Raw genomic sequence first — 20,473 nt, forward strand, 5'->3', positions numbered from 1 at the left:
TGATGCATACCGACCGCGGAACCAATAAAGGCATCGCAGTAACCGGCGACGGTGTCGAAAACCCGCCGCCGCCCCCGCAGCCCGGCTGCGGTTACTGGCGCCTGGTCGCCCATGCGGTGGTAACCGTCGCTTTGTTGGCTGCGGTGCTGGCGCTGGCCATCTCTTTGTTGTTCATGGGCCCCCGCGCCGCCGCGCCTGCGCCGCGGCGTGTGCCCGGTGGGCATATCACCGCCCGACGATCCGAAAAGTCCTACACCACAAAATGATCCGATAGGAGCAGCGATGGCCGAGGCCAGCACTCTCAACGTTGTAAGCGAGCCACATTGATGGACACCATCATGAGTCGGCAGCAAATCGCCACCGTTCACCTGCGCCCGAGCGTGCGGGCGCTGGACCGTGCCGAGGGCGTTTTGATGGCGCTGCGGCGGTGCAGTTGCCAAGACGCCTTCGACGAATTGCTCGAAGCCGCTCGTCGGCAGCACGTGCCAGTCTTCGCGATTGCGCTGGCGCTCGTTGCGCTAGTGGACGGCACTGACCTGTCAAATCATGATCCGGTGGCCACGGCCGCGGCCGACAGGCAATGGGGCGACCTGCTCGGCCGCCGCAAGGACCAACTGACATTGTGAGGACGGGCCCCGAGGCGCCGATGAGGCTTCGGCCGCCTATTTCGGTCGGCGAAACACCGCTTTCGGCGGTGCGGTGACCCAACGGACCGCCGCGTAGAACATCACCGCATAACCGCAGGCCGCGGCGACATAAACACCACCGGCGATGCCCGGGGGTATGAGCACGGCAGTGCCCAGAACCGCGGCGCCGACAACGAACACCAGGGCGGCCACTGCGTGTCGCCTGCGCCGAATCCGGGGCGCGGATGTCATTCGATCGAACTGCCGGGTCAGTCGTGGCGCGTGCAGTTCCAATTCGTCCGAGATTTGTTCAAGAATCTGTCGTTCGCGTTGCGACGGCTCCATGGCGCACCTTCCCGTGTCGCATCCACACCGCGGACAGTTCCCGCACGCAGTTTGTCCGATTCCGTGCCCGCAGGTATCTGTATAGTGTTGCATATAACAACAGTTGCCGTCGGCGCACATGCGGGCGTTGCGGCACGCCATCGGTACTCGTCGAGCTTGCGTCAAGCCCTCACTGCGGGAGGTGCGGTATGCCCGTTGTCGAACTCACCGCGGGCCGAATCCGTTACCACGACCGTGGTAGCGGGCCGTGCGTGCTTCTGGTTCACGGATTATTCGTCGACAGCACCGTGTGGGCGCCGCTGGCCGCGTTGCTGGAAGGACGCCTACGGTGCGTCATGCCGGACCTGCCAATGGGAGCGCACGCACTACCGATGAACGGCGCAGATCTGTCCCCGCCGGCGCTGGCGGCGCTGCTCGCCGAATTCATCGAGCGGCTGCAGCTGACCCACGTCACAGTTGTCGGCAATGACACCGGCGGCGCCTTGTGCCAGATCCTGTGCGCAAACCACCCACACGTCGTTGACCGGCTGGTGCTGACCAATTGTGACGCGTTCGAACATTTCCCGCCCACGATGTTCCGTCCCATCGAAGCAGCCGGGGCACACGTTCCCGGCCTCATCGCCGGACTCGACCTCCTGCTGCGTGTGCCGCTGATTCGGCGTGCCGCGCTAACCGCGGCACCGGTGACAATGCGGCCCCTGCCCGACCATCTGCTCGCGGATTGGTTTGCGCCCCTTCACGATGGCCGTATCCGAGCGGACGTGCGGACTGTGCTGCAGGGGATTTCGGCCAGGCACACCCTGGAGGCCGCGGACCGGCTACGGCATTTCACTGGTCCGGCACTCATCGCCTGGGGTGCGCGCGACCGTTTCTTCCCGCTGACCGATGCGGCACGACTGACCCAAACCTTGCCTCGCGCACGGCTGGAAGTCATCGAGGACGCCCGCACCTACGTCCAGTTCGACCAGCCGCAGCAACTCGCTGACCTGATCATCGACCACATGCAGTAGCCCGCGGCGGCGCCGCTGGCCGAGTGCCGCGGTTGCGGTCACCCCGCGCCAGTCGCCGCGGCGTCTCCATAACGGTACTTCCGGCGCGGATGTCTGCGCTGACCGCTTATATCCCATACTGGGGCAACGTGAATGCGTCGTTGAGTTCGCGGCGCCAGATGCGTTGACCCAGCCACGGCAGGCCGAGCAGTTTGGTGGACTGGTTGCGTGCCCACACACCGATTGCCGTCGTCGGGGCGAACACTGCGGCGAAGCGGCGCGCGGAGGCCTGCTTTTCGTCGATGAATTCGCGTAGCAGACGTTCCTGGTTCGCGAACGCGAAGCGATAATCAGTGTCAGCTCGGTTGAGTTCGCCGGCCAGCACATATGCCTCGGCCATCGCCAGCCCAGTGCCTTCCCCGGCCAGCGGGGACACTGCGCAAGCGGCGTCCCCGATCAACGCGACCCGCCCCCTCGACCAGCGATCCATGACGATCTGACTCACGCGATCAAAATAGATGTCCTCGGTGCGTTCGAGAGCTTCGAGAATCTGCGGGCATTCCCACCCCGCCGTCCCCAGCACCTGCCACAAGGCGTGCTTGACGTCGTGCGTCGACCGCGGCACCGGACTGGGCAGTCGATCGGCGGTGAACACCGCCAGAAACAAGGTGCGATCACCCCGCATGGCGAATCGGCTGATCATGCGACCCGGATCGCTGTGGGTGAGGTACACCAGCTGGTCGCGCGGCCGATAGCCGGTGACCTCGAACGCCGCAACCCGGTAACCCAGGTCGGTTTCGAATTGGCGATCGGGACCAAATGCCTTCCGGCGCACCGCCGAATGCACCCCGTCGGCGCCGACTACCAGATCGAATAGTCGTGACTCACCAGTGTGGAGACGAACTTTCACACCGGCATCGGATTGATCGATGTCGACAACGCCCGCCCCGAATAAGGTCGAAACCTGGCCGTCGACGGCATTGAAGATCATGCGAGCTAGATCCGTGCGCGCCACACTGGTGAATCGTCCGTCGGTCATGCGGCGCAGGCTGCGGGTGTTGAAGCCACCAACCCGCCGGCCGCATTTGTCGACCAGGCGTACCTCTTCGATGTCGTAGCCGGCCGCGTGCACCGCCGCGGCGAGTCCCATCTTCTCGGCGACCTCGTATCCCACACCCCAGAAATCGACGATGTAACCGCCGTCGCGCAGCTGCGGCGCCTTCTCGATCAGCGTGACTTCATAACCGCTGCGGCGCAACCAGAATGCGGCCGTAGTCCCGGCGATCCCGGCGCCGACGACAGCGATCTTCATCGGTTCGGTCGGCGACCCACATCGGGACGCGTCGGCCGGTGAGCGTTCGTGTGCCTCATGAGGCTCTTCTGCGTTGCGCGCCCGGCGGCGCGGCTACATCGACGCATTACCTATTATCGCACAATGCAACAATTGTTGTCCGCGATCATTGCCAGCGCAGGGCGGGCGGCGCGACGTTGGAGAATCTCTGGTCGCCGGGCTCGCAGCGACATCCGGCTTCGGTGCGGTCGCAGACACATGCGCGGCAGCGTGCGGCTGCGTAATGCCGTGGTCTGCGGGGCCGTGATCACCGTTCTGGTGTCGCTGTCCGGCTGCGGCACCAAGGTTCCCGACCGCCGCGCCGATGTCGACCGACTCAGTGCACAGCTGGGCTCGATGCCTGGGGTGCAGGGCGCTCACGCTGCCTACGCCAACCACTGGGCCGAGGGTGTGGTGATGTTCAACATCCACGTCGATGCCTCCGATAGCCTGACCGCTGACGAGCTGGCCGCCCTCGTCGATACCTATCTCCGAAACGTCGCATCAGGCCGATACCGCGACTACCACACCGAACTCAACATCCGCCACGGATGGAACGTCTTTGCCGTCGACAGCAGCGACCGGCCGATCGCCAACGCGACCCAAATCCTCGACCAGGCCCGCGATTGGATTGCCCTGCGCACCATGCTGCCCGGGGCCACCGTCGCCCTGCGGGCCACGATCAGTCATCCCGTGGCGCACCTGACCCCGAGGGAGATCGGAAGTTCGAACCTGGCGGACATCGAACTGGCCGCAGGCTCTCACAGCGAGGACATCGCCGGCGCCGTCAGCACCATCGGGGCTCATTTCCCCTACCTGGCGATGCTGAACTGGACAGTGAGCGCGGCGCGGGCAGAAGACCGAATCGCATTCACCGGGCGCTTCCCCACGCCCGCCGAACTCGAGCTCTGGCGTCAGCTGACCTCCGACCAAACCATCGCCCATACCGACAGCATGCAAATCAACGGACCGGCCACCCCACCGGTATGGCTGTCCGAAGCAACCACGGGCACCGACGCCGTCGATGTCGCCCTAGCCCTAGCCACCCGGCACCTGCCGCTCACCGCAACATTGCCAGCCCCCGTCCTCTACACCGCCAGCAGTCAACTGTCCGGCCACATCGGCGGCTACGGGGTCTCACGAGGCCCGGTCGCGATCACGATCGGCGGATGCACTCGACGCGACCTGGCCGTCTATCAACCCAGCGCCGGTGAGCAGGCACTCATTCACCGCTACGAAACCTGCCGCCGGTGACCCGGCAACGACGCAGCGGTTCCTCTATAGCCGCCGCGGGCACTCACCGCGAAAGTGCGTCACGAAATTGGTTGCACCAGAGCGTGATTGGCAGCAGTGAAATGCGTTCGTTCATCGCTCACAACGACACCGACGCCGCCTTGACCGTGTGACGGTGTTCGCGTTGGTGAAATGGTTATATGGATCGACTTCGGCACGGCTGTAGCGGTTTTCGCTCGAACCCAGCTCTCATATCGGTTGGAATCTGTTCGCCTTCATAATCTGCCGAAGCCGATGGCGCCAACCATCCCGCATGAGCCGAGAATTCGAGGTTCATGCGACTTCTGGGTCCAGGTCCGAAACCGAGCGCAGGGATTGTGGGACCCAGATAAGCGGCGACATCCCCGAGTTACCCAGTGCAACAAAGGGTGAACACTCGATGCTGCGGTTGGCCAGATTGCAACCCCGGAAATACGCACTCTGCTACAGTCGCATAGTGCCACTGTCACCCACTCATAGACGTCAGTGAACTGGTCCCAGAGCCTCCGAACATGGCATAACGCAGAATCGTGCCGATGACGTTGCCGTCAAGGCAGTAGCAATCAACATATCCCCGCAGACAGCCGCGGGCGGGCCCACCCCGAACCGTGTCCCGCCCCAAGGGCCGGTCGGCTCCGCCCGCGGCCTCGGGATGACCGCGTTGCTCGTCGCGCCCGCGCCGTTGAATCGACCAGGAGCGCTCCGCGATGAGCCGCGCTGCCTCTCGGCCGCTGACTGTGCAGGATCGCTGTGCCCAGCCCGTCGGGCTGCTAGAAATCGATGCTGGCCGGAGGTTCTCCGCCAGCTTCGGTGAACGCGGTGAGCGCACTGACCATGCCCTCGCGCTGCCGCGCCGGCATCGCCTCCACAACCCGGGCTATTTCCGCGCGGCGGCGCGCAGTCACCGTGCGCACGACTTTGCGGCCGCGCGTTGTCAACTCCACCACCAGTTCACGGCGCGAATTGGGATGTGGGCGACGATCGATCAGCCCGGCAGCGACCAGACGGTCGGCCATCCTGCCGATCGTCGACGGTTGCACATCGAGCAGCCCGGCCAGGGTCGCCAGGTTCGTGACGCCGCGTGACGACAAGATAACCAGGACCCGGAATTGGGGAATGGTGATCGCGTCGTCTACATCAGCGATAGAGCGCGCCGAGATACTGACCAACAGCCGCGAAGCAGTGATCAAGGCATCGGTAATGGCATCGACCGATTGGCCGGCGATTGTCTTAGTCTGCGCGTTCACCAGGAGTCCTCCTTTGATACCACTGTAATCCGCGCCGACAGATCAGCCGACAAACCCCAGTCAACGGCCGCGCCGGGCAACGACAGCTTTTCAGAGTCGATGCCAGTTCCCGGCCCGACGGGCCGACACACCAGCACCAACAGGCAGCCCCGCACCGAGGCGGTGCCACCGCACCCAAAAAGTCCGCCGATTACCCTCGCCAGCACTATTGTTGCATACTGCAATAATGACTGGCCGCAGTATCCGTTGGTGGCGCGCCGTCCTGGCACCAACACCCGCGCACGTATCCGCCGCCCTACATAGCAGGGTGATGCTGGTGCCGTTCGCGTTGGCGGTCGGTGTGCTCACCGGGCTGGGCGCAGTCGCGTTCCGTTGGCTGGTCATATTTTTCACCCGGATGTTCACCGGGTACGACGATTACTCGGCGCTGGGCCGGGTTGCCAGTGCGCACTGGCCCATGCTGGGCTGGTGGTTCCTGCTGGTGGCGCCCGTGGTCGCTGGCGCGGTCTACGGCCCGATCGTGCACCGCTTTGCGCCAGAAGCCCGTGGACATGGCGTGCCCGAGGTGATGTACGCCGTCGCGCACAACAACGGACGTATCGCGCCGCAGGTCACCATCATCAAAGCCTTGGCCTCGGCGCTGTGCATCGGTGGCGGCGGATCCGTCGGGCGCGAAGGGCCGATCGTGCAGATCGGCTCGGCCGCTGGCTCCGCGCTGGGACAGCTGTTGCGACTGGATGCCGATCGAATCCGATTACTCGTCGCCTGCGGCGCTGCCGGCGGAATCTCCGCCACCTTCAACGCGCCACTGGCCGGTGTGTTCTTCGCCCTCGAACTGATCCTGCGCAATTTGGCGGCCGAATCCGCCGGGGTCGTGGTGCTGTCCAGCGTGGCCGCCGCCGTCGTGGGCCGCGCGCTCATGGGCGATCACCCTTTCCTGTCCCTCCCCGGATTCACCGTGCACCACCCGCTCGAATACGCGCTGTATGCCGCGCTCGGTGTGATTGCGGGCATCGTCGGAACGCTGTTCTCCCGCGTGCTCTACTGGGTTGAGGACGCCTGCGACTGGCTCTGGCGTGGACCACAATGGGCACGCCCCGCTGTCGGCGGAATTGCGTTGGGCGCCTTACTGATCGCACTGCCGCAGATGTACGGCGTCGGATATCCTGTCCTGCAAAACGCCATCGAGGGTCGCTACGCAGTCGCGATGCTCGTCGTGCTCATGGTCGGCAAGATCTTCGCCACCAGTTTGACCATCGGCATCGGCGGCTCCGGCGGGGTATTTGCACCCACGCTGTTCATCGGGGCCATGGCGGGCAGTGCCTTCGGCGTCGCCGCCCACCAGCTGTATCCGAACCTGGCCATCGCGGCCGGCGCCTGCGGACTGATCGGCATGGGCGCGCTACTAGGTGGCGCCACCGGCGCACCCATCACCGCCGTCGTCACGCTCTTCGAGCTCACCGGCCAATACGCCATCATCCTGCCCCTGATGACCGCCGTCGCCATGGCCGCAGGCACCGCCCGGCTCCTCGGCAAACACACCATCTACACCGCCAAGCTCTGGCGCCGCGGCATCGATCTCGACACCGCCACAGCAGACGATCGAATCCCCATCGCAGACGCCAGCCAACACACGTCACAACCAAACCACACACCCCAGACTCTCACCGCAGACATGCATATCGAAAACCCACCACGCCGCAATACGTCTCGCACTTTGCGCCACGTCGCGAGAGACACCGATACCAACCCGTCACCCAAACGACCGACCCTACGCGTCGTTAACTAGAAAGCGCCGCCACAGTTCGTTGTGCAACGGGTGCCCGCATCGCCAGACAGCTGTGTCGATGTGTGGCCGTCCCCTCGGTGGCACACGGGCTTGGCGATCCAATCTCGCACCGCTGGTCTACATTTGGTCGCCTTGCGGCCGGCATGGATACCGTTGCGAACTGCCGCCACTTTGCATATCCGCCTTAAGCCGGGATCACATAGCTCCCAGCGCTCTTGTGCGTCGAGTGGCGCCCGACCATGTGCGGAGCGCGGGGCGCCCAGGTGTTCTTGGCGACGAACCGACGAAAAGTGGCCAGGCGAGGGCCAGGTTGTGATCACGCTATCGAGGAGGTACGGCCACCAGATGTGTGCACGGATGCCGTCCAGAATGCCTTGGCCGCCCAACAGTCAAGCAATCCTGACGATTTCGCCGCATTCGGCGCGGGCCCCGCACGACGTGGTTTTACCCGGTGACCCTCGGAGCGACAGAACATTAATCATTGCATCTTGCAACTATTGCTTATTACACTTGAGCTCAAAGACTGGACTGCCGAACGCGGCAGTGGGACCAGCGGGGGCGTGTCCAGCTGGCCGCCGATCGGTTGCGCGGATCGACGCGAAGGGATGTGCGGAATGAGAATCGCGATCAGCGGTGCCGGTGTGGCCGGACCAACACTCGCTTACTGGCTGCATCGCACCGGCCACGAGCCGACTTTGATCGAGCGCGCACCGCACTTTCGCACCGGCGGCTACGTGATCGACTTCTGGGGTGTGGGCTACCGCGTCGCGCAACGGATGGGTCTAGAGGACGAGATCCGTAACGCCGGTTACCAAGTTCAATCACTGCGCTCGGTCGGGACCGATGGCCGCACCGCGGCGAGTCTGACCGTTGACGGATTCCGGCGGGCCGCCGGCGGACAGCTCGCCAGCTTGGCTCGGGGCGATCTGGCCTCCGTCATCTACGCCGCGATCGAGAAGGACGTCGAAACCATCTTCGACGACAGCATCACCGCGGTCGATCAACACCCTGATGGGGTCCGCGTGAACTTTGCGCGGAATGAAACTCGCGACTTTGACCTCGTCATAGGCGCCGACGGACTGCATTCCACCGTTCGTCGGCTGACGTTCGGGCCAGTGCCAGAACACTATCTCGGTTGCATGGTTGCAGCCGGTGTGGTTGACGGTTATCAGCCGCGGGATGAACTCGTGTATGTCACCTACAGTCGACCAGGTCGATCCGTGGCGCGATTCGCGCTGCACGGTGATCGCACACTTTTTCTTTTCGTGTTCCGCTCACCACAGATCCACGATCCGGGCGATCTTGACGCCCAAAGAGCTTTGCTGTGGCGCGAATACGCCGATGCGGGCTGGGAATGCAAACATATCCTTGCCGCGCTCGACGACGTCGACGATCTCTACTTCGATGTCGTGAGCCAAGTTCGCTTGAACCGCTGGAGCCAGGGCCGAGCAGCCCTGATCGGCGACGCGGCGGCCTGCGTGTCACTACTCGCCGGTGAAGGCACCGGTCTCGCGATGACGGCAGCGTATGTGTTGGCTGGTGAACTGGCTTGCGCCGGAGGCGATCACCATCGCGCGTTCGAAGCCTACGAGACACGCATGCGACCGCTGGTCGAAGCCAAACAGGCCAGTGCGGCAAAGCTCATTCCGGTGTTCGCCCCGAAGACCGAACTGGGCATCCGGGTAGGGCAACTGGTGATGCGAGCCATGAGATTCCGTCCACTGAGCGACCTGCTCGTCACCCGCACCCTGCGCGACGACATCGAGTTACCCGAATACCCGATGTGACGTTGCGCCATCGGGGTTTTCGGACGTTCATACGTGCCGCCGCCCTGGGCAACACTGAAATCGCGATGCTGGCGCATCGAGAAGACGCATCCCGTTGTAGCGGGGTAAGAATGGACGCCACGGTCCCGGAAGTGATCGATACCCACTGCCACTGCCGGCAGCAGACGTTCTACGTCGGCGACGACGGCCTGATCGGTCGGCACGACTTCGTCGCCGAACCCATGGGCCGAAGGGCCAACCGCGGCCCTGCACTGCGCCCTGCATCGCCGGTTCGATGCACTGGTATTCCCAACCAGTCGGCGGGTGCCCCCGCGGGGCCCGGGTAGACGAGTCCTGGCCCGGCCGACGCTGTTGGTGCTCGACTTCGACGACATCGCGGTAGAGCGCTGATCGGCCGTGTGCGTCAGTCAGTCGGGGAGCGTCGCGCCCTCGGCGGGCGCGCGGACGAGCCAGGGCGGCGTGCCGGCGTGAGGGTTGCGCGCAGCGTCGAAGACGGCTCGCGCGGCAGCTTCATCACCCTCGATATGGACCAGCCCGGCGACGAGGTCGAGGGTGATCGCACCGGCGGCCAGCCCCAGAATGATCTGGCCGTCGCCGCTGACCACGGCATCAAACGCGCGACCGTCGGACGCAGTCACCTCGAAACTTGTTCGAGTAGAACGAATCTGGAGCAGCTCATCATCCACGGCCACGCCCACCGTCACCGATCGGCGCGGTGGCACCCGCACACCAAACAGGGCAGGCAGAGCCACCAGAAGCCCTTCAGCACGGAAGCTATCGCCCTCGGGGCCCCGGATCATCAACGGCGTGGACCAGCGGACCAGACCCTCGATCGGCTCACGAAGCTGGGCACCCCACACGGTAAGCGCGTAGACGATCGCACTGCTGTCGTCGGCCAGCCGCCGTTCGATCACCCCAGCGGATTCCAAATCGCGCAGCCGATCGGCGAGCAGATTGGTGGCAACGCCCGGGAGCCCCGCGCGCAACTCCTGATAGCGAGCCGGCGCGATCAGCAACTGCCGGACGATCAGCAGGTTCCAGCGCTCGCCAACCACATCGAGCGCTCGAGCCAGCCCACAGTATTCGCCGTAACTCCGAACCACCGAAACCCCTTGACTTTTTAAAGCTGACTTGAGTATACCAATGACAACAACGTGAGGGGTAGGCATGGTTGTCACTGAGCGTCCCGCCTGGGTCGACGACGAGTTATTTCCGTTCGAGAGCCAATTCATCGACATCGAAGGGCACCGCCTGCACTACATCGATGAAGGCCAAGGACCGACGCTGCTGTTCCTGCACGGCAATCCGACCTGGTCGTTCGACTACCGCGACGTCATCACGTCGCTGCGCCAGGATTTCCGTTGCGTCGCCGTCGACTACCCGGGTTTCGGGTTGTCGTCGCCGGCTCCGGGATACCGGTACCTACCCGCCGACCATGCCCAGGTGATCAGCGCCTTCGTGGAATCGCTTGCGTTGGAAGGGGTCACACTGGTGGCGCACGACTGGGGCGGCCCGATCGGGTTGGCGACAGTGCAACAACACCGCCAGACTTTCGACCGGCTGGTACTGACAAACACGTGGGCCTGGCCGGTCACTGACCCGCTCGTGCAGATCATGTCGCACGTGATGGGCAGCCCGATCGGACGCCTGGCGATCCGGCAACTCAACCTCTTCGTCAACCTCATGATCCCCGTCGGGCACCGACTGACCAAACCCACCAACGAGCAGATGGCCCACTACAAACAGGCCCTCGACAGCCCTGCACGGCGGGAAGCCTCAGCCGTCTTTCCCCGCGAAATCACCGCCAGCCGAACCTTTCTCGCCGACATCGCCGGCGGGCTGAGCGGCATCGCGGCCCTGCCAACGCTGATCATCTGGGGTGACGCCGACTTCGCCTTCGGCAACAACGAACTGCGGCGGTGGGAGCAGACTTTCACCGATCACCAGACCGTCATCGTCAAAGGCGCCGGCCATTTCGTCCCATCGGATGCCCCCGAACAATTCGCGGCAGCGATCCGCAACTGGCACCTGCATTCACCGGCCGGCAATCCCGACGCCACGAACTAACGGAGCCATCGTGGCCGCACGCCAACGCCCACAACGCTGCGCCAAAGAGCATTTCACCCAATGCATTTCCACCAACGGCGCCGCGGCCAGAGGCATTCGCGGCGCGCAACGCCCCCGCCGCACATGCTGCGCCGAGGAACGGTCATGAATCGACGGGCGGGCATCCTGGCCGCGGTCTACGTGGCCGTGCTCGCAATCAACCTCGACGTCACCATCGTCAACGTTGCCCTGCCGAGCATCGCCACCGAACTCGGCGCCGACACACGCGGACTGCAATGGGTCGTCGACGGCTACAACCTCGCGTTCGCCGCACTGGTACTGGCCGCAGGAAGCCTCTCGGACCGCTATGGACGACGTCCGGCTCTGTTGGTCGGCCTGCTCGGATTCGCCATCACCAGCGCAGCGGGCGCACTGATCGAGAGCACCGGCACCCTGATCGCCGCCCGATTTGCCATGGGGACATTCGCCGCCCTGATCTTCCCGACGACGCTGTCGATCATCACCAACGCCTTCCCCGACCGCCGCCAACGCGCGGCGGCGCTCGGTGGATGGGGCGCCGTCGTCGGGGTGGGCGTAGCAGCGGGCCCAGTCACCGGAGGCGCACTTCTGCAACATTTTTACTGGGGCAGCGTGTTTTGGGCCCTGGTGCCCCTCGCCCTGGCTGCCGCGGTCCTCGGGTTCCTGCTCATTCCCGAGTCCCGCGACCCCTCGGTTCCCGCGCTGGACCTCCGAGGCCTCACAATCTCCGTTGCTCTCCTGGGGGTGCTCGTCTACACGATTATCGAAGCTCCACAGCGGGGCTGGCGCAGCACCGCTACCCTCATCGGCTTCGCCGTCTCCGTCGGCTTAGCCATCGTGTTCGTCGTCGTGGAGCGCGCCGCCGACCACCCGATGCTCGATGTACGACTGTTCGCCGATCGACGATTCAGCGCTGCCAGCGGTGCAGTCACGGTGATATTCTTTGCGCTATCGGGATTTATCTTCCTCATCACCCAGTACTTCCAAGTGCTTCGGCAGTTCACGCCCCTATCAACCGGAGCCCGTATCTTGCCCGTCGCGCTATCCATCGCGATCGGCTCACTGGTCGGTGGACTGCTCGCTCCACGCGCCGGCACGCGCCCAGTGGTGGTTACCGGACTCACCTCGTTCGGCACCGCGATGGCTTGGATCGCCGGCAGCATCGACACCACCACGCCCTACTGGACAACCATCGTCCCGCAGATGCTGCTCATGGGACTGGGCATCGGACTCGTTTCAACACCGGCAACCGAATCAATCATGCTCGTCCTACCGCCGTCGCGCGCGGGTGTTGGCTCAGCGGTCAACGACGCCACCCGCGAATTGGGATCCACCATGGGCGTCGCCATCATTGGCTCGATCTTCTCATCCGTTTTCGGCGGCCGCCTCGTCCACACGGCGTTCTCGACAACCGGCAACGCCGCCCAGGCAGCGACTTCGGTACCGGTCGCATTTGGTATCGCCGCGCACAATCCCGGGTTGCTCACCGCCGCGCAATCCTCGTTCGTACACGGCCTCACCGTCGCCTGCGCGGTCGTCGCAGGAGCGTGCTACACCGCCGCAGCCGCAGGCATGATCGCTCTCCCCGGCCGCCGGTTCCGCGGCCCAGTGCTCGACGCCAGCACTTGGCATACCTCGACGGTCAACCCCTAAGCAGGAACACGCTCCCGATCAACCCGTTCCCGCTTACCTACGAACGATTACAACTGCCTAACCGGGAACATCAAGACACACCCCGATCGAACCCCAGATACCCGGTCAGTACCTGACGGGGAACACCCCCCACAGACACCTGTGCCCGCCTAGATCAATAGAACACCGCGCGACCTAAGCGAACCCGGTGGTATACACCCAAATTCGACCCCAGATAACCGACAAACCATCCCTACGCGGCATCGAAGGCATCAAACGAATGCGCCTAGTCCGCGACGACATCGCCGAACGCGTCACCGACCCGCACACGCGCCTGATCGGATCACCTCAGTCACGCTGATCCACCGCCGACCGCGGAGCGCCGCCGGGGCGACCAAGCCCAAACTTGTCGGCCAACGGTGATCCGGTGCTAATGCTGGCGTTCGCGCGACGAGGTTACGTTGCGCTTGGCGCGCCTCGCGGCCGATTGGAGTGGCGGTGTTCGACGTGATGCAATATCGGTCACCGGCCGGCTTTGCGTGCTCGTCGCTCGTTCCGTGGCCAGCAGCTGGATCACGTTGGCGTACAGCTTGATCCTCTGCTCCAGTTCGGCGCAGTGCGCTAGCAGCGCTCGATGTGCATCTTGCAGATCATCGAATGCGGCGGCCGTGCCCTGGAACGGAGCCGGCGTCTTACCCTCGTTGCGGACGCGCGCTTGAAACATCTCTTTGAGATCGACGTGCTGATGGGTGAGGTGCCACCGCGCCACACCGGCCTCGACGGCCAGCTGGGAGACGTTGAGCCGCCCGGTGGAGCGTAGCGGCTTGCCCGCCATCAATCGGTCCATGGCGGCGAGGATCTTCTTGCGAACAGGGTCGGTTTCAGTGGCCTTCATCGTGCTCCCTGATGATCATGTCGACGCGCGCGAGTTCTCGTTGTTCTCGCTGATGCCGCAGTGGTGGGGCGGCACGATCGGCCACCGCTTCGGCAAGCCGATCTCGGTGTCGGCGGACCGTCTCCAGGTCACGATCGGTCCGGGCGATATTGCGGCAGCCGGGCCGGCAGTCGTCGACGTCGGGTGTCACCAGCGGATCATCGCGAGCCCCCCGCAGCTGGCACGCGGCCTTCGTCGCGTCGAACACGCAGGTCATTCCCTCCCCGTGATAGATCTGCAGTAGAGGGTTGGCCAGCAGATCGCGAGCCTGCTTTTTGCTGGTCAGGGCATATCCGGCGAATCGACCGTTGGCGGCGCTCAGACGCTGGCGGTAGGTCTGTGAGGCCGGTCCGGATACGCGTTCCCCGTCGCTCAGGGCCTGTTCATCAGCCGCGAATTGTTCCAACCGGGCAAGGTAGTCCTCGAATGCCAGCTCGTCGGGGAAGCCCGAGTCGTAGGCACCGGCGTAACCCTGAATCATGCGGGTATGCACGTGACCGTATTGGATCGATGCGGCGACCAGCCCGCGAGGCCGGCGGCGGATGAACCATGCCAGCGTTCGACGAAACCGGCTGATGGTCAGCTGGCCGTGTGAGTCCGACGGAATGGGGTCGATGCGGTGGTGAGCACACAGCTGGTCCACGAAATCGATGAACCGGTGCACGCTGTCGGTGGCGACCTGGGTGTTGAAGGCTAATCCCCCGGTGCGGCGCTGCACGTAATTGCGGCTCAGGTCAATGCGGTTGGTGAACAGCAGGTCTTCGTCATGGAGCCGTTCAAGTACCGCGATCGCTCGCGCGACAGGCGCCACCACCACCCAAGGATCAGCCCGCGGCAGACCGGCGGGCACCTTGTTGCCGTGCTCGTCGACGGCATTCTTGAAGTACACGCCCGACATCAGGTACATGTCGTTGGCATCGTCACGGTCGACGCAGCCACGACGCAGGTTCAACACCTCCGCGGGCCGAGCACCAGAGAGGTAGGCGACCACAATCAGGCCGGCGGTGTGCAGATGCCGCACGAGGTAGCGAGTCTGGTTGTAGGAGAACCGTCCGGGATGCCACGGCCGTCCCGCCACGGTGGCGGTGACCGAAGTGGACAGGTACGCGTCGTCATCGATTGGCAGACCGCAGGAGGCCAGCGCGGACCGGGCGGTCGCGTAGGACGCCCGTGGTAGCCGTGGGACACCGATCAGCCTGCCGATAAACGGATAGTTGATTTCCCGCTCGCCGGCGTCGTTGATCCTGCCCGGCAACAAGCCTTGCTGTTGCCGAACCGATTCGGCGTAGTCGGTGACCAGTTTGATGGCCCCGCCTTGCGGCAATCGTGGCCTATCCGGTTCGTGCCCGGCCGTCACGTCGGGCCCGCGTGCATGCAGGAACACGAACTCCTCGCGGGCGGCGATGATGTCGTCGGCAAAATCTTCGACGAATCGCAGCGCCCACAGCAGCAGTGCTCCCATGGTGTCCTCGTTGATACGTGGGGTGAGGTTCTCCATGTATGAGCGGACGTTGCCGAACAGCGCTCCGGCGGAATCACCGCCCCAGGGCGGCGTTTCGGGCAGCCGCATTGATTCCGGTAGCACCGAGCGGTACCCCCAGAGGCGGCGGACCTCGACGACGCATCGGTGCATCTGTCCCACGCTGTCCTGGTAGCGGCTCAGATAGACCAGGTATTCGTCGAGCATCTCGGCTGTGACATCACAGAACCGCGCAACACGGCGTTTGTGAAGCCAATTGAGGAAGATCCGCAGTGGATACCAGCACATCCTGACGGTGTACAACGACGGGCGAGTGGCCGTTGTTCGCCGCAATTGCATTGGCGGGTCGGTGTTGACCAGGACCCACATGTAGTGCTTTACGGCTTCTCGCAACGGTTTTGGTGCCAGTTTGAAGTTGATGCTGATGATCTTCGAGCTTTCCTCGAAGATTCCTTGATCGAAGTGCCACACGTCGTCTGCGTACCGAGACAGCCCGGCCGGATCAGCATCTGGACGCAGTACCCGCCGCAAGAGCACGGTCGTGGATGGGTCAGGCCATCCCACGTGGTCGTGGTGCAACGCAGCGTGCCGCCGCTGCGTCGTCATCGCATGTCCAGTTCTCGGTTGAGGAAGCGGCCCACCATCTCTCGATGGGCATCGGTGGTTGCTGCTCGCGCTGCACTGAGCTGCTCGTCATCGAAGCCTGCGAGCAGATCGGATAACTGGGCATGCGGGACTGCGAACCGGGTCGTCCAGGCCAACGGGGTCATGTGGTGGCGACGCTCAGCGAGACGGTCGAGCACCAACGTCTGCACCGGCAAATGTCGAGGCAACCCGCGAGCGCACGGACAACTCAGGCACAGCATGAATGAGGCTCGACAAGGTTGGCCCGGGTCACCGTACGGCCCGTGCTGATTGTCAATGCACGCATTCATCACGGTGTCCAACTTGCCCTTCAGCATCCGGCGAACATCGGTGTGGGACAACGATAATTCCGACGCCAAAGTCGTCGGGTCGGCGTGCGCCTGAGCAACTTCGGCCGCCGACAGCGCGGACATGAGGGGCAGTGCACGAGCCTTGGCCACCTGGTCCTGCAAGGCATCAGCGACAACGCGGCGGTACTCAACCAGGCTGCCGCGGTTTCGCCCCAGATAGTCATCGACGAGGGTCTGTTCGGTGTGTGCCACCGGTTTCTGGTGCAGCTCAAGGTATGTCATCCGCAATCGAACCAGCGACACTTCCAGTGGTTTGGCAGGTGCGCCCTGGACCGCGTCACACAGCAGGCCCTGTTGGCGCGACCACGGCCGAACCCATCCCTCGGCCGAGCCGTGCGCACGAATACCGCGACCGTTGTGCCCATTTGCGCAGTAGGCAACCATCAGTCGGCCGCTGCCCTCGATCCGCCGGCTCGACGCGGTCAGCTCACACAGCAACATGTAGACGCCGAAGGCGGTGTGCAGTTCATCGCGGCGCGACATCGAGGTCGGGTCGTCAGGGATGCTGATCCAATCTGGAACGGCGGCAAGGGCCACATCCATGTCGGCGCGGCTGCCGCGGCGGGGCTTACGCATCTCGACAATCGCGGTCTTGGGTCCGCCTGCGTTGCCGTCGGCCCGATGATGACGTGCCGGACATTTCATGATGACGTACGGATTTTGGCCGGTCAGCACAGCCAGAAGCACTGCACCGGCGCTCACTTCCAGCGGATTTAGATGTGCCCAGCGAATGATCTCCCGGGTCCCGCCGAAACTACGCACCCACTTGGCCGTCAGCTGCGATTTGCTTGGGAAGTCGCCGCCACGGCGCGGCACATCGGCATGACGTTCCACGTAGTCGAGCAACTCAAACCGTCGCGTTGGATCGTCGAGGTGACCCGACCGGTACTGCTCCAGCAGCACGCGGTTGCCTCGGATGCGTTGCGCGGCCCGCCGCAGGTCCGCGCGTGCAGCAGACGCTATCCGCAGGAACTCGGCACGGCTGTAGCTCTCGTGGCGCTTACCTGAACGCAGTGGCCGCGGGTGGGGCTCGGCAAGTTTGGCCACCATGGCCGGTTCCCACGAATCAAGCTGGCGTAGAATCATTTTCACTCCGCGCAGCTCCTCGGTGAGCTTCGCTGGCGCACCCGCGGCGCGACGCGCGGCCAAGAAGCCATCGATGTGGCGCGGACGTAGGTCCGCCTTGCGGACGGGTGGACGCGGCAAACCCGCGAGGTACCGCGTGAACAGACGCATCGATCGGAACGCGTCCCCGATCGACGACATTGACCGTAGACCGCTGCCGGGTCCGGTGCGTTTAGCGAACGCCTCGGCAAACATGCGCTGAAGCTCTGGGCTCACCGTCAACAGTGAACAGTCGAAGTCTTTCGGCTGGCTATTACCGTCCTCAAAGCAACGTACCGTGGTTCCGTCGGCGAGAACACCGCGCAGTGTTGCACGGTCAGATTCAGGAAGCCGCGCGGCACGACCACGACGATTCATCGGCGCGCCACCGGATCGCCGAGAACCATCGAGTGATTGTCGAAAAGCTCGGCCAGCAATCCCGACACCGGCAATCCCTGTGTCTGGGCCAGCAACACCTCCACGTCGAGCGTTCGGAACGGTTCCAGGTATACGTCCCTGGTGGTTTCGACTCGACGGTGTCCCAACATCGTCTGCACCAGATGCCAGGTGTCACCGAATTGGACCCGGAAGTCGCGTGCCTCCTCGTCCGAAAGGTGGCCCAGTCGCGACGAATAGACCAATTTGCCTACCGAGAACCACCGCAGGGCGAAAGAGTGTCGCAGCATGTGCGGTGTGCAGGTGAAGTACTCCACACCCTGCGCTGCGATACGGTCGTTGGCCTCAGCGAAGGTGTGATGCCATCCGTGTGGGTCGCGCGGGAGGCCATTTTCGTTTAGCCACAACCACAGTGGCTCAAGACCAGCTGGCGTGCGGCGAAATAGTCTGCGGCGCAACGCCGGACTAGTGATATTCCAAGCGCGATCGATGAATCCGCCATTGCCGTCGGACAGTCGCACCGATCCGAGACGCTTCGCGTCACCCACCTCGATCGTATCGCTCAGTACCGCATAGCGGCCGCTGTCTTGGGCGCCGCGGATAGCTCGGGCGCGGGCACCCTCCACGTAGGCATACATCCCGGCAAGCACGTGCCGCGGCATCCAATACGGGTGCCCATAGCCACCTTTGGCGCATTTATCGGCCAGATGACACTTGTAGAAAGGCCGGTCAGCACCGAGTGTTGGAAGTTCATCGATAGTGACCGAGGCCCACTCCGACAGCCGCAACCCTGTTCCATAAAGTCCGTCAAAAAATGCAACATCGCGCTGCTCATTTCGAGTACGGCACGAGCGGTCCCTTCGCCCGTGAAGATCGCGGCCACGCAACCCAACGTCGCGCCAACGATCTACCGCGGCAGGATCGAGCCATCGAACTCTGGCCGACCGCTTGGACGGCGGCGAAGCGACGTATAGGAAGACGTCGACGACATCTGCAAACCTCTCCGCCGTCCACGAATAGAACTTTTTGCACGCTGCAATATCCTTCGAAAAGGCAGAAGCACCAACGGGACTCGGGTTGTTCGGATCGGTGCGCCGCCAGAACTCGAAATCCTCTGCGTCTTCCTCGGTCGCTTCAGACCACACGCGTCCGCTGGTCTGCAAGAAGTTCAGCCACAAACACAGCGACTGTGCGTAGTCACGGTTTGTGTTACTCGCAAGCGTTCGCATCCGAGCTGAAGACAGGAAGGCATTGACTCGTACGTCGACAAACCCATCGTTGCGTATGAGGAAGCGCTGTCCATCAACGGCCCGCCAACGCGCCAACACGTCTCCGATATCAGGAATCGGACCCGTGACCTCCGTCGGCCAATCCTCGGCGAGCACATCAATGTCGTAGCGCACAACCGACCATGTCTGCATGTTGGCTCCCAGCCCGAGGGTGGCAGGAGCATAACAACAACAAGCCAATGGCTATAGAACGAGAACCCCGCCCGACACCACCGCGGCGTCGCGTTCGACGAGTCCCGCCGCGATCTCGGCGGTGACATGCTCGCCGTACGACGTGCACGCCCGGGTGCCGACGATCGCCGCCGCACGTTCGGCGACATCATCCAACCGGGCCGGGCCCAAAGCCCACAGCACCATGGGCGGATAGCCGGATGGCCGATCCATCACCGCTTGGTTCGCGAAAGCGACGAACGACAGGTACGGCCACTCATCGTCATCGGGCGTGATCAGCCGCCCACCCCGACGGTCCAGAATCTCCAAATCCCGAGCGGCACAATCGACCTCTCGCCGGGCGGCCACACTCCCCGTGAGGTCCTTGTCCTCCTGTCCGCGACGGATCATGTCCGCCGCCTCGACCGGACCGCAGTCGGCCACCAGCGTCGTCAACCGAGGGCACGGTGGCTCGGCGACCCGCGACAGGTACGCCCACGCCCGTCGTTCCGCATCGTCGGCGCTCATCGCGCATCCCCCTCGCGGAAACTCAATGCCGTACTGACGTCCTCGAGGTTCGGTGAATCGCGGCCGGCCAGATCCGCCAACGACCATGCGACCCGCAGGGTGCGATCGACGCCGCGGATACTCAGCCGCCCGGAATCGAGTGACTTGCGAAGTGGCGCCATGGCGTCCCGGCTCGGCCGGAATCTGCGGCGCAGCAGCGGCCCTGGCACCTCCGCGTTGGTCCGCACCCCGACGTCATGCCAGCGCTCGGCCGCAGCCGCCCGGGCCGCCGCGACGCGAGCACGGACATCACTGGTGGATTCCGCAGCGTGGTCGCCGAACGCCCCGGCGAGTACCGGATGCATGTCGACCCGCAGATCGACCCGGTCCATCAACGGCCCGGAGAGCTTGCCCAGATACCGGCGACGGTCGGCCGACGGGCACACACAGTCCCTCGGGTTCGGCGGCGCGCACGGGCACGGGTTCGCCGTTCTCTTCCCCCAGCGACACCTGTTG

General features: G+C 64.1%; 17 protein-coding genes and 2 pseudogenes. 9 read left to right on the top strand and 10 right to left on the bottom strand.

Translation table 11 applies throughout. The features are described 5' to 3' along the window. Nucleotides 1-2: 2 nt before the first annotated feature. A complete protein-coding gene (locus A7G45_RS19860) occupies nt 3-266 on the top strand; it encodes a hypothetical protein (RefSeq protein ID WP_260939669.1) in 264 nt (87 codons plus the stop codon). Nucleotides 267-326: 60 nt separating this feature from the next. Beyond that, a complete protein-coding gene (locus tag A7G45_RS19865; RefSeq protein WP_260939672.1) occupies nt 327-626 on the top strand; it encodes an ANTAR domain-containing protein in 300 nt (99 codons plus the stop codon). A 36-nt stretch (nt 627-662) separates the two neighbouring features. On the opposite strand, the gene A7G45_RS19870 is transcribed toward A7G45_RS19865, so the two are convergent. Beyond that, the gene (locus A7G45_RS19870; RefSeq protein WP_260939674.1) at nt 663-971 is read right to left on the bottom strand and encodes a DUF3040 domain-containing protein; all 309 of its coding nucleotides are present in this window, start codon (nt 969-971) and stop codon (nt 663-665) included. A gap of 188 nt (nt 972-1,159) precedes the next feature. Between A7G45_RS19870 and A7G45_RS19875 the strand changes: the two genes are divergently transcribed. After that, nucleotides 1,160-1,981 carry an alpha/beta fold hydrolase gene (locus A7G45_RS19875; protein WP_260939676.1) on the top strand — a complete coding sequence of 274 codons (822 nt, stop codon included), beginning with the start codon at nt 1,160-1,162 and terminating at the stop codon, nt 1,979-1,981. A gap of 106 nt (nt 1,982-2,087) precedes the next feature. Here the strand turns inward: A7G45_RS19875 and A7G45_RS19880 are convergent, their stop codons facing one another. Further along, nucleotides 2,088-3,272 carry an FAD-binding domain gene (locus tag A7G45_RS19880; protein ID WP_260939678.1) on the bottom strand — a complete coding sequence of 395 codons (1,185 nt, stop codon included), beginning with the start codon at nt 3,270-3,272 and terminating at the stop codon, nt 2,088-2,090. 237 nt (nt 3,273-3,509) lie between these two features. Here A7G45_RS19880 and A7G45_RS19885 point away from each other — a divergent pair, with 237 nt between their 5' ends. Then, nucleotides 3,510-4,544, top strand: coding sequence for a hypothetical protein (locus A7G45_RS19885; protein WP_260939680.1), 1,035 nt, complete (start codon nt 3,510-3,512; stop codon nt 4,542-4,544). 788 nt (nt 4,545-5,332) lie between these two features. Here A7G45_RS19885 and A7G45_RS19890 read toward each other — a convergent pair. Continuing rightward, nucleotides 5,333-5,809, bottom strand: a complete 477-nt coding sequence (locus A7G45_RS19890; RefSeq protein ID WP_260939686.1) for a MarR family winged helix-turn-helix transcriptional regulator — start codon at nt 5,807-5,809, stop codon at nt 5,333-5,335. 316 nt (nt 5,810-6,125) lie between these two features. Here A7G45_RS19890 and A7G45_RS19895 point away from each other — a divergent pair, with 316 nt between their 5' ends. Together A7G45_RS19895 and A7G45_RS19900 are read left to right on the top strand one after the other, a co-directional pair. After that, nucleotides 6,126-7,598 (top strand): chloride channel protein, encoded by a 1,473-nt coding sequence (locus tag A7G45_RS19895; RefSeq protein WP_377042151.1) that lies wholly within the window; start codon nt 6,126-6,128, stop codon nt 7,596-7,598. A 614-nt stretch (nt 7,599-8,212) separates the two neighbouring features. Beyond that, nucleotides 8,213-9,385 carry an FAD-binding domain gene (locus tag A7G45_RS19900; RefSeq protein WP_260939688.1) on the top strand — a complete coding sequence of 391 codons (1,173 nt, stop codon included), beginning with the start codon at nt 8,213-8,215 and terminating at the stop codon, nt 9,383-9,385. 407 nt (nt 9,386-9,792) lie between these two features. Here A7G45_RS19900 and A7G45_RS19905 read toward each other — a convergent pair whose 3' ends face one another. Beyond that, nucleotides 9,793-10,488 (bottom strand): winged helix-turn-helix transcriptional regulator, encoded by a 696-nt coding sequence (locus A7G45_RS19905; RefSeq protein ID WP_260939690.1) that lies wholly within the window; start codon nt 10,486-10,488, stop codon nt 9,793-9,795. Between the two features lie 64 nt (nt 10,489-10,552). Between A7G45_RS19905 and A7G45_RS19910 the strand changes: the two genes are divergently transcribed. The 3 genes and pseudogenes from A7G45_RS19910 to A7G45_RS19920 all read left to right on the top strand — a co-directional run. Next, entirely contained in the window at nt 10,553-11,452 is a 900-nt protein-coding gene (locus A7G45_RS19910) for an alpha/beta fold hydrolase (RefSeq protein WP_260939694.1), read from the top strand. A gap of 144 nt (nt 11,453-11,596) precedes the next feature. Further along, complete coding sequence (locus tag A7G45_RS19915; RefSeq protein ID WP_260939698.1) at nt 11,597-13,123, top strand: MFS transporter; 1,527 nt, start codon at nt 11,597-11,599, stop codon at nt 13,121-13,123. A gap of 217 nt (nt 13,124-13,340) precedes the next feature. Further along, nucleotides 13,341-13,463 (top strand): annotated as a pseudogene (locus A7G45_RS19920) (low molecular weight phosphatase family protein); the annotation flags it as partial. Between the two features lie 69 nt (nt 13,464-13,532). Here the strand turns inward: A7G45_RS19920 and A7G45_RS19925 are convergent. The 6 genes and pseudogenes from A7G45_RS19925 to A7G45_RS19950 all read right to left on the bottom strand — a co-directional run. Then, complete coding sequence (locus A7G45_RS19925; protein ID WP_260939699.1) at nt 13,533-13,997, bottom strand: hypothetical protein; 465 nt, start codon at nt 13,995-13,997, stop codon at nt 13,533-13,535. After that, on the bottom strand, nt 13,984-16,080 hold the full coding sequence (locus A7G45_RS19930) for a hypothetical protein (protein WP_260939700.1): 2,097 nt from the start codon (nt 16,078-16,080) through the stop codon (nt 13,984-13,986). Before A7G45_RS19930 ends, A7G45_RS19925 begins: the two co-directional genes overlap by 14 nt. Before the next feature lie 38 nt (nt 16,081-16,118). After that, on the bottom strand, nt 16,119-17,597 hold the full coding sequence (locus A7G45_RS19935; RefSeq protein ID WP_260939701.1) for a hypothetical protein: 1,479 nt from the start codon (nt 17,595-17,597) through the stop codon (nt 16,119-16,121). 392 nt (nt 17,598-17,989) lie between these two features. Beyond that, the gene (locus tag A7G45_RS19940; protein WP_260939703.1) at nt 17,990-19,432 is read right to left on the bottom strand and encodes a tyrosine-type recombinase/integrase; all 1,443 of its coding nucleotides are present in this window, start codon (nt 19,430-19,432) and stop codon (nt 17,990-17,992) included. A 66-nt stretch (nt 19,433-19,498) separates the two neighbouring features. Continuing rightward, nucleotides 19,499-19,978: pseudogene (locus A7G45_RS19945) on the bottom strand (DNA-processing protein DprA); the annotation flags it as partial. Further along, nucleotides 19,975-20,473: magnesium chelatase subunit ChlI family protein (locus A7G45_RS19950; RefSeq protein WP_260939704.1), on the bottom strand; the 499-nt coding region annotated here is incomplete at its 5' end. The gene A7G45_RS19950 and the pseudogene A7G45_RS19945, both read right to left, overlap by 4 nt.

Source organism: Mycolicibacterium llatzerense (assembly GCF_025331195.1).
In the GTDB taxonomy this organism is placed as follows: domain Bacteria; phylum Actinomycetota; class Actinomycetes; order Mycobacteriales; family Mycobacteriaceae; genus Mycobacterium; species Mycobacterium llatzerense.

Excerpts from the sequence above, each read along its gene's own strand:
- A7G45_RS19860 (WP_260939669.1), top strand. The coding sequence starts at position 3 with ATGCATACCGACCGCGGAACCAATAAAGGCATCGCAGTAACCGGCGAC.
- A7G45_RS19865 (WP_260939672.1), top strand. The coding sequence starts at position 327 with ATGGACACCATCATGAGTCGGCAGCAAATCGCCACCGTTCACCTGCGC.
- A7G45_RS19870 (WP_260939674.1), bottom strand. The coding sequence starts at position 971 with ATGGAGCCGTCGCAACGCGAACGACAGATTCTTGAACAAATCTCGGAC.
- A7G45_RS19875 (WP_260939676.1), top strand. The coding sequence starts at position 1,160 with ATGCCCGTTGTCGAACTCACCGCGGGCCGAATCCGTTACCACGACCGT.
- A7G45_RS19880 (WP_260939678.1), bottom strand. The coding sequence starts at position 3,272 with ATGAAGATCGCTGTCGTCGGCGCCGGGATCGCCGGGACTACGGCCGCA.
- A7G45_RS19885 (WP_260939680.1), top strand. The coding sequence starts at position 3,510 with ATGCGCGGCAGCGTGCGGCTGCGTAATGCCGTGGTCTGCGGGGCCGTG.
- A7G45_RS19900 (WP_260939688.1), top strand. The coding sequence starts at position 8,213 with ATGAGAATCGCGATCAGCGGTGCCGGTGTGGCCGGACCAACACTCGCT.
- A7G45_RS19910 (WP_260939694.1), top strand. The coding sequence starts at position 10,553 with ATGGTTGTCACTGAGCGTCCCGCCTGGGTCGACGACGAGTTATTTCCG.
- A7G45_RS19915 (WP_260939698.1), top strand. The coding sequence starts at position 11,597 with ATGAATCGACGGGCGGGCATCCTGGCCGCGGTCTACGTGGCCGTGCTC.
- A7G45_RS19925 (WP_260939699.1), bottom strand. The coding sequence starts at position 13,997 with ATGAAGGCCACTGAAACCGACCCTGTTCGCAAGAAGATCCTCGCCGCC.
- A7G45_RS19935 (WP_260939701.1), bottom strand. The coding sequence starts at position 17,597 with ATGATTCTACGCCAGCTTGATTCGTGGGAACCGGCCATGGTGGCCAAA.
- A7G45_RS19940 (WP_260939703.1), bottom strand. The coding sequence starts at position 19,432 with ATGCAGACATGGTCGGTTGTGCGCTACGACATTGATGTGCTCGCCGAG.